Source organism: Pseudohongiella nitratireducens, assembly GCF_001642735.1.
Lineage (GTDB): Bacteria > Pseudomonadota > Gammaproteobacteria > Pseudomonadales > Pseudohongiellaceae > Pseudohongiella > Pseudohongiella nitratireducens.
The window spans coordinates 13,074-28,059 of the sequence record NZ_LWHM01000031.1; the positions used below are offsets into that span (position 1 = coordinate 13,074).

The 14,986-nt window shown below is 53.0% G+C and carries 19 protein-coding genes; 7 read left to right on the plus strand and 12 right to left on the minus strand.

What is annotated here, in order from left to right:
- Positions 1-5: 5 nt before the first annotated feature.
- From PSCS_RS10575 to ffh, 7 genes are all read right to left on the minus strand, one after another.
- A complete protein-coding gene (locus PSCS_RS10575) occupies positions 6-1,349 on the minus strand; it encodes a homoserine dehydrogenase (protein ID WP_068812077.1) in 1,344 nt (447 codons plus the stop codon).
- Positions 1,350-1,432: 83 nt separating this feature from the next.
- A complete protein-coding gene (locus PSCS_RS10580) occupies positions 1,433-2,242 on the minus strand; it encodes a DsbC family protein (protein ID WP_082866348.1) in 810 nt (269 codons plus the stop codon).
- A gap of 212 nt (positions 2,243-2,454) precedes the next feature.
- The gene (rplS, locus tag PSCS_RS10585) at positions 2,455-2,814 is read right to left on the minus strand and encodes a 50S ribosomal protein L19 (protein WP_068812078.1); all 360 of its coding nucleotides are present in this window, start codon (positions 2,812-2,814) and stop codon (positions 2,455-2,457) included.
- A gap of 59 nt (positions 2,815-2,873) precedes the next feature.
- A complete protein-coding gene (trmD, locus tag PSCS_RS10590; RefSeq protein ID WP_068812079.1) occupies positions 2,874-3,632 on the minus strand; it encodes a tRNA (guanosine(37)-N1)-methyltransferase TrmD in 759 nt (252 codons plus the stop codon).
- A 19-nt stretch (positions 3,633-3,651) separates the two neighbouring features.
- Positions 3,652-4,236, minus strand: coding sequence for a ribosome maturation factor RimM (gene rimM / locus PSCS_RS10595; RefSeq protein WP_068812080.1), 585 nt, complete (start codon positions 4,234-4,236; stop codon positions 3,652-3,654).
- Positions 4,237-4,270: 34 nt separating this feature from the next.
- Entirely contained in the window at positions 4,271-4,531 is a 261-nt protein-coding gene (rpsP, locus tag PSCS_RS10600; RefSeq protein ID WP_068812081.1) for a 30S ribosomal protein S16, read from the minus strand.
- A gap of 186 nt (positions 4,532-4,717) precedes the next feature.
- Entirely contained in the window at positions 4,718-6,103 is a 1,386-nt protein-coding gene (gene ffh, locus PSCS_RS10605) for a signal recognition particle protein (RefSeq protein WP_068812082.1), read from the minus strand.
- Between the two features lie 208 nt (positions 6,104-6,311).
- Between ffh and PSCS_RS10610 the strand changes: the two genes are divergently transcribed.
- Together PSCS_RS10610 and PSCS_RS10615 are read left to right on the plus strand one after the other, a co-directional pair.
- Positions 6,312-7,121: a cytochrome C assembly family protein gene (locus tag PSCS_RS10610; protein ID WP_068812083.1), complete on the plus strand. Its 810-nt coding sequence runs from the start codon at positions 6,312-6,314 to the stop codon at positions 7,119-7,121.
- Between the two features lie 7 nt (positions 7,122-7,128).
- Complete coding sequence (locus PSCS_RS10615; protein ID WP_068812084.1) at positions 7,129-8,427, plus strand: HlyC/CorC family transporter; 1,299 nt, start codon at positions 7,129-7,131, stop codon at positions 8,425-8,427.
- 33 nt (positions 8,428-8,460) lie between these two features.
- Here the strand turns inward: PSCS_RS10615 and PSCS_RS10620 are convergent, their stop codons facing one another.
- Genes PSCS_RS10620 through pspF form a run of 4 tightly spaced genes read right to left on the minus strand, consistent with a single transcriptional unit; the run spans position 8,461 to position 11,181 of the window.
- On the minus strand, positions 8,461-9,324 hold the full coding sequence (locus tag PSCS_RS10620; RefSeq protein ID WP_068812085.1) for a 4'-phosphopantetheinyl transferase family protein: 864 nt from the start codon (positions 9,322-9,324) through the stop codon (positions 8,461-8,463).
- On the minus strand, positions 9,321-9,785 hold the full coding sequence (locus PSCS_RS10625) for a PAS domain-containing protein (RefSeq protein ID WP_068812086.1): 465 nt from the start codon (positions 9,783-9,785) through the stop codon (positions 9,321-9,323). Before PSCS_RS10625 ends, PSCS_RS10620 begins: the two co-directional genes overlap by 4 nt.
- Positions 9,782-10,096: a histidine kinase N-terminal 7TM domain-containing protein gene (locus PSCS_RS10630; RefSeq protein WP_068812087.1), complete on the minus strand. Its 315-nt coding sequence runs from the start codon at positions 10,094-10,096 to the stop codon at positions 9,782-9,784. Before PSCS_RS10630 ends, PSCS_RS10625 begins: the two co-directional genes overlap by 4 nt.
- A gap of 23 nt (positions 10,097-10,119) precedes the next feature.
- Entirely contained in the window at positions 10,120-11,181 is a 1,062-nt protein-coding gene (pspF, locus tag PSCS_RS10635; RefSeq protein ID WP_068812088.1) for a phage shock protein operon transcriptional activator, read from the minus strand.
- Between the two features lie 228 nt (positions 11,182-11,409).
- Here pspF and pspA point away from each other — a divergent pair, with 228 nt between their 5' ends.
- From pspA to PSCS_RS10660, 5 genes are read left to right on the plus strand one after another with little or no spacing between them, the layout of a single operon-like run.
- Positions 11,410-12,069, plus strand: coding sequence for a phage shock protein PspA (gene pspA / locus PSCS_RS10640; protein WP_068812089.1), 660 nt, complete (start codon positions 11,410-11,412; stop codon positions 12,067-12,069).
- Between the two features lie 9 nt (positions 12,070-12,078).
- The gene (gene pspB / locus PSCS_RS10645; RefSeq protein WP_068812090.1) at positions 12,079-12,306 is read left to right on the plus strand and encodes an envelope stress response membrane protein PspB; all 228 of its coding nucleotides are present in this window, start codon (positions 12,079-12,081) and stop codon (positions 12,304-12,306) included.
- The gene (locus PSCS_RS10650; protein ID WP_068812091.1) at positions 12,299-13,150 is read left to right on the plus strand and encodes a PspC domain-containing protein; all 852 of its coding nucleotides are present in this window, start codon (positions 12,299-12,301) and stop codon (positions 13,148-13,150) included. Before pspB ends, PSCS_RS10650 begins: the two co-directional genes overlap by 8 nt.
- 4 nt (positions 13,151-13,154) lie before the next feature.
- A complete protein-coding gene (locus PSCS_RS10655; RefSeq protein WP_068812092.1) occupies positions 13,155-13,544 on the plus strand; it encodes a DUF3135 domain-containing protein in 390 nt (129 codons plus the stop codon).
- A 45-nt stretch (positions 13,545-13,589) separates the two neighbouring features.
- Entirely contained in the window at positions 13,590-14,174 is a 585-nt protein-coding gene (locus PSCS_RS10660) for an NUDIX hydrolase (RefSeq protein ID WP_068812093.1), read from the plus strand.
- Between the two features lie 492 nt (positions 14,175-14,666).
- On the opposite strand, the gene PSCS_RS10665 is transcribed toward PSCS_RS10660, so the two are convergent.
- On the minus strand, positions 14,667-14,978 hold the full coding sequence (locus PSCS_RS10665; RefSeq protein ID WP_068812094.1) for a Nif3-like dinuclear metal center hexameric protein: 312 nt from the start codon (positions 14,976-14,978) through the stop codon (positions 14,667-14,669).
- Positions 14,979-14,986: the final 8 nt, after the last annotated feature.

Below are 14,986 nucleotides of genomic sequence, written 5' to 3' on the forward strand. Positions count from 1 at the left end.
ACCTGTTATTCGTTCTCGCCGTCAAAGTGCTCAACGCGAATGCGGGTCACTTTACCAGCCACTTCTGACATCTCTTCAATCGCTTTGATCGCGACGTTCATGTTCTTTTCCACGGTTGGCGCTGTAAGAATGACAACCGGCACGATATTTGGTTCTGATTCATCATAGCCGGGTTCTTTCTGAATAACGGCCTCAATATTGATACCATAGTCAGTCAGCACCTGAGAGATACCTGCCATCACACCCACTTCGTCTTTAGCCGGAATGCGCAGATAGTAACCGGATTCGATTTCTTCAATATCCAGGATACGCATTTCGCCCTGCAACTTGTCGAAAGCCAGTGGCGGAATCAGTGCCTGCTGGCAGGACTCACGGTTGCTGCGGGCAATATCAATGACATCTGCTACCACAGAAGAGGCTGTTGCTTCTGCACCGGCGCCTGCACCGTAATACAATGTACTACCCGAGGAATCTCCTTTAACCACAACGGCATTCATGACACCGTTGACGTTGGCAATCAGCGTCTGGTCAGAGATCAGTGTCGGGTGTACACGCAACTCGATACCCTGTTCCGTAATGCGACTGATGCCCAGGTGTTTGATTCGGTAACCCAGCTCTTCAGCGTAGGCAATGTCTGAGGTTGTTATATGGCTGATGCCCTCAGTGTAAACACGGTCAAAATCCAGGCCGGTGCCAAAGGCATTGGCCGCCAGGATTGCCAGCTTGTGTGCGGCATCAATACCTTCAATATCAAAGGTGGGATCGGCTTCGGCGTAACCTTTCGCCTGGGCTTCCTTCAGCACATCTGGAAAGTCGCGGTTATTCTCGCCCATCTCGGTGAGGATATAGTTACTGGTGCCGTTGATGATACCGGCCAGCCATTGAATCGAATTGGCTGCCAGGCCTTCACGCAATGCCTTGATGATAGGGATACCACCGGCGACGGCGCTTTCGTAAGCGACAACAACGCCTTTTTTACGCGCTGCCGCAAAGATCTCATTACCATGAACAGCGATCAGTGCCTTGTTCGCGGTAACGACATGCTTGCCATTTTCGATTGCCTTCAGCACCAGCTCCAGTGCCGGCTCGAAGCCGCCAATCAGCTCGACAACCAGGTCGACACCAGGATCGTTGGCAACCGCAAAGACATCAGTACTGACTTTGACACCACTGTTTTTCAGTGAGTCAGCAGGGTTTCGGGTGGCGACATGCGTAATGTTCAAGTTCATGCCGACGCGACGCGTCAGTTCTGCATGCTTGCTGCGCAGCAGATTAAAGGTGCCACCACCGACGGTACCCAGTCCGCAGATGCCGATTTTTAACTCGTGCTTGTCACTATCCTGGCTCACAATTTCCTCACATCAAATCTGCAGCAACCCTGTTTCGGCTACTGTTTCGTCTCTAAATTTTTCAGGATGATAATGCCTGATGTTTACTCGCCCAATACTCGCTCTCGCAGGGTGTCTGCCGGTGCATAGCCCGGCATCAATGTACCATCACTCATGACAATGGCCGGTGTCCCTGTCACACCAATCCGGTTACCCAGATTGTAGTGGGACATCACCGGATTTTCGCACTGCCATTGCGGCAGGGTTTCCCCGTGCTTGGCATCAGTCAGCGCCTCGGCACGGCCTTGTGCGTCACCGGCACACCAGACACTGATCATTTTGGCCAGTGCCGGTGAAGCCTGTCCGCCTCGCGGATAGGCCATGTACCGCACCGTAATGCCATAATCATTGATCTGCTCGATCTCGCCGTGAAGACGACGACAGTAAGTGCAATCAACATCCGTAAAAACGGTAATCTCGGCTTTTGGATCGTCGGCCGGGAAGATAATCATTTCTTCTTCCGGCACGTTCTGCAGCATTTGCGCGACTTGTGTCTTGCGCGTTTCAGCAGTCAGATTGACCAGCCCGTCCGGACGGGTCATGAACATTTCACCGGCAATCAGGTAAGTACCGGACTTATCGGCGAACAGCACCTCACCGGAACTGATCACTACCTCAAACAGGTCTGCCATCGGCGTTGAGCTGATCTGGACGACTTGCAACTGCCCCTGGCTGGCTGCACCCAAAGAGGCATTCAGCGTCATGCGCAGGTTTTCAGTGATCTCGGTGAGTTCTGGATTGTTGCTGCTTTGCTGCGCCTGTGCCGACGATGTCACGCTGATTGAGACAGCAAACACGGACAGGCTCAGGACGAGCGCCGCCAATATTCGGTCTGGCAGGTAATGCTTGTTCATATATCCACTCCCGACTGAACGGCTAATCGACCGCGGGTGATTGTCTTAATTTCGCTTGGCAATAGGTTAGTACGAAACTTTAACACGACCACAAAAAAAAAGGGCTGTTAAGCCCTTTTTTTCTGGCATTTCTGCAGGACTTCCCCTGCAGAAACACACGATGATGCTGTGATCCCCGGGTCGCCAAGCGACCTGGCAAATCAAAAGTCAGATTAGCTGACTTTCTTGTCCAGCTTCTCAGCAATACGTGCCGCACGACCAGACAGGTCACGCAGGTAGTAGAGCTTGGCTTGACGCACATCACCACGACGCTTCAGGGCTACACTGTCAACCAGCGGGCTGTACGTCTGGAAAGTACGCTCAACACCAACACCGTGAGAAATTTTACGAACCGTGAAAGCAGAGTTCAGGCCACGATTGCGCTTGCCAATGACAACGCCTTCAAAAGCCTGCAGACGCTCACGATCGCCTTCTTTGATTTTTACCTGAACGACGACAGTATCACCAGGACCGAAAGCCGGGATTTCCTTGTTCATCTGTTCTTTTTCGATCATATCAATGTGCTTGCTCATTGCCATACTCCCGTATCAGATTCCTGCGCTGTGCTGCCTGTATTCGCAGCGGAACAACCTCAGGTCTCCAGTTCGCTAATAAATTCATTCAACAAGGTCTGACTTTCTGTATCCAGCGTCTGCTGTGCCAGCAAGTCAGGCCGTTTTAACCAGGTCCTGCCCAAACGCTGCTTTAACTGCCAGCGTCGTATTCTTTCATGATCCCCGCTCAACAGTACCTCTGGCACCGCCTCCCCTTCGTAGGTTTGCGGCCGGGTGTAGCGCGGGCAATCCAGCAAGGTCGGTGCGTCTTCCGAGGCTTTGGCAAAGGAGTCGAGTCCCGCCGAATCTTCATGCCCCAGTGCGCCCGGCAAGTACCGGATAACACTATCCAGCATCACCATGGCCGGCAGTTCGCCGCCGCTGGTGACGTAGTCTCCGACCGACCATTCTTCATCGATCTCGGACTGTAAAATTCGTTCATCAATCCCCTGATAACGTCCGCAGACGATCACCAGGTTCTTGCGCTGCGCCAGCTCGGTCACTCCGCTCTGGTCCAGCTTTCGGCCCTGGGGTGACATGTAAATCACCGTCGGCCTGTTATCCTGCCATTGTCGGGCGGCTGCAATCGCTGCCTGCAATGGCCCCGTTTTCATCAGCATGCCGGCACCGCCGCCAAACGGCTTGTCATCTACCGTGCGATGCCGATCAGTGGCAAAGTCCCGCGGGCTGTGGCACTGCAATGTGTACAGCGCCTGCCGGTATGCTCGCCCCGTGATACCAAAGTCTGTCACGGCCCGAAACATCTCGGGGAACAGCGAAACAATGCCGATCTGCATGGACTCACTCCTGTAACAGTCAGTCCTGTGTCAGATAATCTGACGGCCAATCGAGCGTTACTTCCTGTTTGTCCAGATCCACTTTGACATCGAGCTGATCGGGCAACCAGGGAATCAGTCGCTCCTGATCATCAATACTGCCGCCAATGCTGTGATCACTGCCATCCAGGCTATCGCCCGAACCACGGCTATCACGAACCGGACTGACTACCAGCACATCATTCGCGCCGGTCTCGAGCAAGCGGTCAATCACACCCAGGAATTCCTGTTGCTGATTGATCACCTTCAGCCCCGTCAATTGATGCCAGTAAAACTCACCGGCATCCAGCTCAGGTAATACCTCAGACGGAACATGCAATTCCATATGGGTCAAAACCCTGGCCTCTTCCGGCGTATCGTAGCCGGTAAAATGACCAACCAGACCCTTGCCTTGCGGACGACTGCCATCCAGTTTCAGTGCGATGGTTCGCCCGTCAAGCTGCCCGGAAAACTTGGCATATTGCAGCAGATTCTCGCGAGGCTGGGTAAATGAAATCAGCTTCACCCAGCCTTTGATGCCATGTGGTGCGCCTATGCGCCCCAGGCAAATGGAATCCTGCGCCACCCTCGTCTCCCGAACCGGTCAGCGTAAAGGCTGATTAAGCCTCTGTGCTGGCAGTATTGCTGGCTTCTTTGATCAGCTTGGCAACGCGCTCGCTTGGCTGTGCACCCTGGCCAACCCAGTAGTTAACACGCTCCAGGTCCAGACGCAGGCCTTCTTCTTTACCACGTGCAACCGGATTGAAAAAACCAACGCGCTCAATGAAGCGGCCGTCACGTGAATTACGCGAATCGGTTACTGTAATGTGGTAAAAAGGCTTTTTCTTGGCGCCGCCACGAGCCAGTCGAATTGTGACCATAGACTACTCTTCCTAAACTAGTATTTTTCGTACGAAAACGGGTAATTTCCGACCCTGTGCCGGAAAAAGTGCGGTATTCTAAGCGAAATGGCCGTCAGTTGGAAGAAAACTTTCAGTTTTTTTCTCACTTAACGGCCACTTATTGTCCTGTACGGACTCGACTCAGCTATTATATCAGATATTCCATCAAAAGCGCGGTGGACCCCCTGCGCCCGGAAAACCGCCCGGGCCTTTCATGCCACCCAGCCCACGCATCATGTTGGCCAGGGCACCACTTTTCATCTTCTTCATCATTTTCTGCATCTGTTTATGCTGCTTCAGCAGACGGTTCAGGTCCTGAATCTGGGTGCCTGAGCCCTGGCAGATGCGACGCTTGCGCGAGCCATTAAGGACCGTATCGGGGCTACGCCGCTCTTTTGGCGTCATGGAGTTAATGATGGCCTCCATGCGCTTGAACTGGCTTTCGTCGACATTGGCCGCGGCGCCAGGTGGCAACATGCCCATACCCGGCATTTTCTCCATGATGCTGGCCATGCCGCCCATGTTGGTCATCTGTTGCAGCTGCTCACGGAAATCTTCCAGATCGAAAGACTTGCCCTTTTTGAACTTGCCTGCCAGTCGCTCAGCTTTTTTCTTGTCGACTTTACGTTCGGCTTCTTCAATCAGCGACAGCATGTCGCCCATGCCCAGAATACGCGACGCAATACGATCCGGATAAAACGGCTCCAGACCATCAATCTTCTCACTGACACCGATAAACTTGATCGGCTTGCCAGTGATTTCGCGCACCGACAGTGCTGCACCACCGCGAGCATCGCCATCTGCCTTGGTCAGCACCACACCGGTCAGCGGCAGGGCTTCGTGGAAGGCTTTGGCCGTGACCGCCGCGTCCTGACCGGTCATGGCATCAACCACGAACAGCGTCTCTACCGGGTTCAGCACCTTATGCAGGTTGCTGATTTCCGCCATCATGTCTTCATCGATGGCGAGTCGACCGGCGGTATCCACCAGCAGCACATCAATAAAGGCTTTCTTGGCCTCAGCGACCGCGGCTTTGACAATGTCTTCCGGCTTTTGCGAGATATCCGAAGCAAAGAACCGGACATCCACTTCAGCTGCCAGCGTTTCCAGCTGCTTGATCGCTGCCGGACGATAAACGTCGGCACTGACCACCATTACCGATTTTTTCTGATCCTGTTTCAGCAGGCGCGCCAGTTTGGCCACGGTGGTCGTTTTACCCGCACCCTGCAGACCAGCCATTAACACCACGGCTGGTGGCTGGGCGTTCAGATCCAGTTTTTCGTTGGCATTGCCCATGACCGAAATCAGCTCGGCCTCGACAATCTTGATAAATGCCTGGCCTGGATTCAGGCTCTGGGAGACTTCCTGACCTACCGCGCGCAGCTTGACCTGATCGATAAACGACTTGACCACTGGCAGCGCAACGTCCGCCTCCAGCAAGGCTCGTCGCACTTCACGCAGGGCTTCTTCGATATTGTTTTCGGTCAGCGTCGCTTTACCGCTGATCTTTCGAAGCGCTCCCGAGAGTCGTTCGGTCAAATTGTCAAACATCTGGTATAACCTCTGAGGAATTCTGGGCAAGTAAAACGGTATATTATCGCTATCATGGCCGCAATGAACAATAGCTGATTACGCGAACCTGGCTCAGACCCCTGACAAACACGTCGGCTTGCTAAAAAATCACTTCAAGCGGCCGCAGAGTTGTGCGACACTTGGCTGTTGCGCCAAATAGTAATGAAAAGGATTCTCAACAAACACCATGCCTATTACGACGCTGTCAGGCATTGCTGCAATCATTCTCTACCTGTTCGCCACCGGATTGCATGCCAACATGATCAAACAGGCTGGCACCGCTCGCACGCGTGCGGGTTTTCCCACCTTGCTGGTCGGCGGACTGGGCGCGGCCGCACAGTTTGTTCAGGCCTGGTTTCTGATGGTGAAGGTCGACGGCTATCATTTCGGTGTCATAGAGGTCAGTGTACTCATCAGCGCCGCCCTGGCCACGATTGCCTTGATTACCAATGCCAGGCGCCCGTTAGGTGATCTGATCCTTGGCGTATTGCCAATCACCGCTTTGATTACCCTGGTTTCACTGATTTTCCAAAGCCAGTATCCACCTCAGCAAATGTCCGGTGATGTTTTCTTCCATATCCTGGTATCGGTCCTGGCCTACAGTTTTGCCGCACTGGCAGCTCTGCAGTCAGCGTTTCTGGCCTTCCAGAATTATCAGCTGCGCAACCACCATCCAACAGCCGTCATTCGCCGCTTCCCGCCTCTGCAGGACATGGAGAAGCTGCTGTTTGAGTTGCTATGGCTGACACAAATACTGCTGACCGTCGGCATCATCGCCGGTTTTGCCTTCGCGCAAAGCTGGACCGAGCAAGGGCTGATTCACAAAATGTTCTTTTCCATACTCGCATGGCTGGTGTTTGCCGTATTATTATGGGGCCGACATCAGCTAGGCTGGCGTGGCAATACAGCCATTCGCGGTACATTGACTGGTTTCGTTTGCCTGCTACTGGGTTTTTACGGCTCAAAAGCAGTTATTGAATTTATCCTGGGAGGATAACGTCCCTATGGACGCTGACTCGTCCACGGCCTTTTTATTTGGCTTACTTATTCTGTTGGTTCTGGCTTCGGCCTACTTCTCCAGCTCGGAAACGAGCATGATGTCCATCAACCGCTACCGTCTGAAACACATGGCCCGGCAAAAGCACGCGGGTGCCATGCGCGTTTCGCGGTTACTGGAAGCGCCCGATAAACTGCTGGGCGTGATTCTGATCGGCAATAACTTTGTTAACCTGCTGTCGGCTTCCATTGCCACCACGTTGGCCATTCAGATTTTCGGTAACCCGGAAACCGTGATGACCACGGCGTTGCTGACCATTGTTATCCTGGTATTCGCTGAAATCACCCCGAAAACAGTTGCGGCCCTGTATCCGGAACGCATTGCCTACCCCTCCAGCCTGGCGCTGGGACTGCTCCTGAAACTGCTGTATCCGCTGGTGTGGATGGCTAACCGCATTTCTCACATGCTGATACGCGCCATGGGCCTGCGGGTGGATGCCACTGATGACCAGCATCTCAGTTCAGAAGAACTGCGTACCATTGTGCACGAGTCAGCCCACACAATTCCTGGCCAGGGCCAGGGGATGCTGCTCAACGTACTGGATCTGGAAAAGGTGACCGTGGATGACATTATGGTGCCCAAGAGTGAGATCATTGGCCTGGATATTGAAGACAATATCCGCGACATTCTCAGCCAGATCAGCACCAGCCAGCATACTCGCCTGCCGATTTATGAGGGTGATATCGATAACATCAAAGGCGTACTGCACATGCGCAGTCTGGGCAAATTTGTGCGCCATGATGAAATCACTCTCGACGTCCTGATGGAAGAAATCGATGAACCCTACTTCATCCCGGAAAGCACACCGCTGCACACGCAGCTTGTAAACTTTCAAACCAACCGCAAGCGCATGGCGTTTGTGGTCGATGAGTACGGCGATATCATGGGTATCGTGACACTGGAGGATTTGCTGGAAGAGATCGTGGGGGAATTCACGACCGACCTGGCCGACAACAGTCAGGACATTCATCCTCAGGATGATGGCAGTTACCTGATCGATGGCAGTGCCACCTTGCGCGAAGTGAATCGACACCTGGGCTGGGAACTGAGCGCTGACAATGCAAGAACCCTGAATGGCTTACTGGTCGAGGTGCTGGAAACCATTCCTGAATCCCCGATCGGGATCAGGATCGGGCCCTATCGTGCCGAGATTATCCAGGTAAAAGACAACGTGATTCGTACCGTACGCATGTGGCAACACCAGCCTGATCACAGTGATGTCGGTGATGACGACAGCGACCTCTGATACTGGTTCCTGTTATGAGCAACCTGTTTAGAATCAGGAGTGCCATTGCAATGGCAATGTCTCGGTAACTGGCAGGTCTGGCCACTTCCAGCTGAAGCAGCGCCAGTCAGCCAGGCTGGTTTTTGAGGCTGCAGATGCTTCAGACAGCTTTGCTGGCCGCAGCATTGCGGTCGACAGCAAATAGTCCAGCCAGGTAAAAGTCCAGAACTCAGGGTACAGCTCCTGTTCATTGATCTGCTCATCAACCGGTTCAGTGCACTGTTCTTTACCATGTTCATTACCATGCTCTTTACCCTGTACAGCAACTTGCCCGGCTTCGCCAATCTGCTCAACCTGAATACTCCCTGGTGCCTGCAGCGTAAAACTGAAGTCGCGCAGTGCGCGCGAGAGGCCTTTGCCTGTGGCTTTAACAGCAGCTTCCTTCAGGGTCCAGAGCGTCAGAAACCGATGACGTCTCGCTGACTCTTCGGACATGGCACTCAGTGCACGGATCTCCTGCGGCTGATAGTAACGAACAGACAGGGCCATGACATCCACCTCTCTGTCGAGCGCCTCAACATCCACCCCCACTTCGGCATGATTGCAGACAGCGATCACCAGCAAGTCATCAGCATGGGTCAGGTTAAAATGCAGGGAACTTTCCGGCCATCCTATTATGGGTTTCCCGGCACTTTTTCGGGAAAACTGCCACTCACCAGGTGCCACATGAGTCTCATAGCGGCTTAACACATGACGCAAGGCAATGCGGGTGAAGGCATACATATGTTTACCCTTGGGCAGACGCTTATTATCCAGCTGCGCCTTTTCTGCCTCAGCCAGGACATGCCCTTCCCGCTCCAGCAGCAACTCCAGCGACATATCTGGTAAAGGTAACAACCACAGATCCTGCACAGTCATCCGCCATTATCCAGCAGCTTGAGTTGACGCTCTGACACCGTTTCTTCACCTTGGCTGTTTTCTTTAGCCAGGCGGTCAATTTCTTGCAGTGCCTTTTGTACCAGAGTGACATCCTGCAGCATGACCAGGTGTCCCAGCTGTTTGCGACGATTATCGAGCACAGGCAAAGAGCTGACATCGAAATGGCGCATCCCATCGTTAGTTACCAGCCGGCCATGTAAACTGCCGGATGCCATTTCCGCTTCCCGCCGATCGTATTTTTCGCTGATCAGCGTTGGCAAATGGCAACCGATCAACATCGTGGCCTCAACATCAAAGGCAATGCAAAAAGCCGGGTTCACATCAGTAATACGCCACTGATTATTGGTAATGGCAACACTGGTCGAAATACTGTCAAACACCTGATCCCGGGCAACCGGTGCCAATGTCAGGAACTGAAACTGATGCGTGGCAAATGTCACAATAATGGCGCTGTCTTGCGACTGATCAGGCGACCGTAGCCCGCATAATGCAGAGCGAACAATAACCAGCCCGTCACTGACACCAGCACACCGGCATGAACCAGGCGCTGAAAACCTAATTGCCACGCCAGCGTCGTACCGCTATTAGCAAGCAGTTCGCCCAGCGTCCACAGGGAAAAACCGTAAATGACGGTCAACCACAAACGTATACCGGACGACTTCACCAGACTATGCGTAAACAGAGCCAGCGCCAGCGACGTTACCAACGCCAGCAGATATAAATAATTGATGTCAGGGAACTGCAAATCCATGCCAGGGTTATCTCTCTGCTATTTTACGGCAACAAATCGTACTTTCTCAGGTAACCACGTAACTGGTGATAACTCAGGTTCAGGAACTCCGCCGTCTTGCGCTGATTAAACTGGCAATGTTCCATCGCCTTGCGAAGCAGATCAATTTCATAATCCTGCAAATGTTGCCTGAAATCCATGGGTTTACCGGTCCAGCCAGCTGCCGTCAGTGTGCTCTCATCGCTTTTCTCCGTTTGCGCCGCCTCGCTGGGCCGGTTCTTCTCTTCCTCAGCGCATTCCATCTGCCGGGCAGGTGACAGCTTCGGTCGCCAGGGAGAAGCAAAGGGATTGAAGACCAGCGACTCTACAACCATTCCAGGGTGCTGGTATACCGCACGCTCCACCACGTTCTTCAACTCCCTGACATTACCAGGCCAGGCATGCTCCAGCAGTTGCTCCTGTACTTCATCACTGAACCCGGCAAATAATTCATGATCCAGCTCTTTGGCCATCAATACCGCATAGTGTTCGGCAAGTACCATGATATCTTCAGCCCGCTCACGCAGCGGCGGCAAGGTGATCACGTCGAACGCCAGCCGGTCAATCAGGTCTTCCCGGAACTTCCCTGCCCGGCCTAATGCTGGTAGGTCTTCATTGGTGGCCGCGATCAGCCTCACGTCTACCTGAATCGTCTGGGATCCGCCCAGGCGTTCAAATTCACCGTATTCAATCACCCGCAGTATCTTTTCCTGCACAGCCAGCGAGGTATTGGCCAGTTCGTCCAGAAACAACGTACCACCGTGTGCCCGCTCGAATACACCTTTGCGCTGACCACTGGCACCTGTAAAAGCACCGCTTTCATGGCCAAACAACTGCGCATCGAGTAACGATTCGTTCAGCGCAGCACAGTTAATTTTCAGGTAGTTATTTTGCCAGCGCGATGACAGGTAATGCAGTCTGGAGGCAATCAGTTCCTTACCTGTGCCGCGCTCTCCGACAATCAGCACGGGCTTGTGCAGTGGGGCTACACGGGACACATGTTCCTGCATCTCCAAAAAACAGGCGGATTCGCCTATCATGCGGGGTAACTGTGGTTCCGACGACATGGGTCACTCCAGGGTTCGACCAAGATGTTGCGAAAAATACCACTTGTTGGCTCAGACCACCAACACCTGGATAGGACTTAACCCTGCCTATATTTTAAAATTTAACAAATTCAATAACTTAATTATTTTTAAAGTTTTTGGCACACATCCTGCTCTGTCTATTGCGACAGACCCCAATAACTCGATGAATGGTCATCGACTATGTATTTAGAGATAGAGGAATAGAACATGGGAATCTTCTCTCGTTTAAGTGACATCATTAACTCCAATATCAGCGCCATTCTGGACAAGGCGGAGAACCCGGAGAAAATGATCCGTATGATGATCCAGGAAATGGAAGAAACCCTGGTCGAAGTTCGCAGCAGTACCGCCAAGGTCATTGCTGAGAAGAAAACAGTCAATCGCCGCATCGACCGTTTGCGTCAGCAGGCTGCTGACTGGGAAAGCAAAGCAGAGCTGGCTCTGGGCAAGGAACGCGAAGATCTGGCCCGCGCGGCTCTGATCGAAAAGAACTCGGTGCTGGAAACCGTTGCCGCCCTGGAAGAGGAACTCAGCAAGCTGGACATGACGCTGGACAAGCTCACTGTAGAGATAGAGCAGCTGCAGGCCAAGCTGACTGATGCCCGTGCTCGTCAGAAAACATTACTGATGCGAACCACTGCTGCGCAGTCGCGTGTGGACGTTAATCAGAAGCTGCATGATGTGAACATTGACAGCGCCATGCACAAGTTCGAATATTACGAGCGCAAGATCGATCTGATGGAAGGTCAGGTTGACAGCATGAACCTCAAACAACGCGGTCTGGCGGATGAATTCGAGGAACTGGCCAATCAGGAGAAGATTGACCAGGAGCTGGAAGATATCAAAGCCAAGCTAAATAAAAAGTAAGGACCCGTCATGGAATTCTTCGAATTTGTCATCTCACTGGTCGCCATTGGTGGCACCTTTGTCACTATCTGGGTCGTGCTGATCTACCGTCGCAAGGAAAAGAAGCTGCCGGAAGCAGAACAGGCATGCACGCTGGCGGAGCTGACACAGATGGCGGACCGAATGAATCAACGCATCGACACGCTGGAGTCCATTCTCGATGCTGAGATACCTGGCTGGAGGGAACAACATGACTGAGTCAGCCTCTGACAGCGCACAAGGCCCACGCCCCAACCAGTCTCGTCCTCTGAGACTGGACCGGGCCAACCGCAAGGTGCTGGGTGTCTGTGCCGGGCTGGCCCGCTACCTGGATGTGCCACCCGCCCTGGTCCGTGTGATCTACTGTATTGCCTGTATCGTTTCACCGGTGCTGGTCATCGCTTATCTGGTCGTGTATTGGCTGCTGCAGGATGACGACAGGGCTGCCCGCATCCAGGCATCCATTAACAGAACCGTTAAATCCGGTGGTGGATACACGGACAGAACAAGCCGCTCTGCCAGTGACAACACGGAAGATAGTGCCGCCAACGGACGCCCTCGCCCTGACAGGGGCACGGAGGAAGACATGTACGCCAATGAAGCCTATGAAACCGACCCCAACGACCCGCTTTATCATGGTGAAACGCAGTCCCGGGAAGGCTTCCGGATAAACCGCCCACTCTACCGAAGCCGTCGTAATGTCCGCCTTGCCGGTGTCTGCGCGGGCCTGGCAAATTACCTGGGGGTTTCCACGTTTTTTGTTCGCCTGGCAACACTGCTGGCTCTGTTTGTGCTCGGCCCGGTGGCTTTCTGGACTTACGTCATTTTATGGATAGTACTTGACAAAGAACCCAAAATTGGCCAAAAAAGGAAGGGTAAACAAGGTAATGCGGCAGATTATGGCCGCTATGCAACCGAAGAAGCCGTCTCCAGGGAGCAGCGCAAGCAGGATATTGAAAACTGCCTGACGGAACTGAAAGCGACTGATCAGCGGTTACAACAGGTTGAAGCCTTTATTACATCCAAGCAATTTCGCTTGCACTGCGAGATAAACAGGATATGAGGCCATGGCGAAGAAACCCGATGACGACCACAAAGTTGAGCTACCCGACTTTGATACCCTGATCGACATCAACCAGAAAGACCCGGAGGCGCTGACCCGGTTACGGCAGCGCCTCAGTGATGACTTCCTCGACTCCTGCCCCGACAGTTCACGCCGCCGCCTGGAAGGATTACTCTTTCGCATCAACATGGAATTACGACGCGCCCGCAATCCAGCCACCGCCTATCTCCGGCTCTCTGACATGATGTACAGCAGCTTCTCGGAGTTACATCACTCGCTTCACCAGCCCGAAGACTTGCTCAACAAAGAAAATCAGCGAGGACAAAACCAGCGCAGTGCTGATATTCTATCGTTTCCCCAGGATCATTCCTGGAAAGGAAACAAACCCCATTAATCAAACCCCTGCCAACGCCCAACAGCTGGCAGTGACTGAGAGACCATGAAGTTCTGCCCACAATGCGCCGCCCCAATCACCCACCACATACCCGCGGGTGACAATAAACTTCGTTATTGCTGTCTGACCTGCGACAACATCTATTATCAGAACCCCAACAACATTGTTGGCACGCTGCCCGTCTGGCAGGACAAGGTGTTGCTGTGCCGGCGCGCTATTGAACCACGTAAAGGTCTCTGGACCCTTCCCGCCGGGTTCATGGAAAATGGTGAGACCACGCTGGAAGGCGCGCTGCGAGAAACCGAAGAGGAAGCCGGCGTCACCATACCAGCGGCGCATTGCCGCCTGTACTCACTGTATAACCTGCATCACATCAACCAGGTTTATTTTTTCTTTCTGGCTGACATGCAAAGTCCGGACTTTGATGCTGGAGAGGAAAGCCTGGAAGTTGCCCTGTTCAGTGAACATGAAATCCCATGGGATAACATCGCTTTTGCGGTGGTTAAAAATACCCTGCAGCAATTCTTTGCAGACCGTGTCAATGCCAGGTATCCGGTGAGAATGTTTGATGTGAACTACGGTGACGACCGACAGGTGGATATGGACTGTGTCAGCCAGTCGGAAAGTTAAGGCGGGAGATGAAAGGTGTGAGGTGAGAGTTAAGAGCCAGAATCACCTCAAACGTCGGCCGATGCGTCCTTGCCTGGCCAGTGCGTCCTGCTGCATCCTGCAACATCCTTGATCGGGGTCGGCGGTTGAACTGAATTCTGTGTCAACGCCCGAGCTATCACTGATCCTTCAGTATTCCTTCAGCGTTTGTCTCAAGCAACCTATCTATAAATGCACCATCCTGCCATCCTGCCGAATGTCATCATTTATCTATATGCTGCCTGAATTCCCCTTGACAGTAGCCTTATCGCTACAAGGTGCATCATAGGCACACGTATTACTATTTGCAACATAGTGTGACACGCATACGCCAAAGCGAGCCCAATGACAGGTGAATACGTTCAGAAATGTGACAGTGCACGCTATTGATGCAGAAATATATGTCGTTTGATGGTTGTCTCAGAAATGACTGATTCCGCTTCCGCAGGGCAACCCATGTCAGCGGAGACAGCGTTAGAGGTCAAGGACCTGAATGACGTCGTAGGCAGGCTCTTCGAATGGGTGTGCAGATTTTAACGCCTTGATGACAGCTTCGATGCAGTGGTCTTCGCAAACCATCTCCACTCTCAGCTCAGGCGCAGTCTCCAGGTCACCTACTTTACCAAGGAAAGGGTTGGCACCTTGCATGGGACGAAACTGACCTGTGCCCAGGCATTGCCAGGCACAGTGCTCATAATCACCGATACGCCCTGCCCCGGCGTCAAACACGGCCTGCTTGACGCTTTCAGCATGATCTTCCGGTACAAAAAATGTCAGTTTCAGCATAAGCAAGC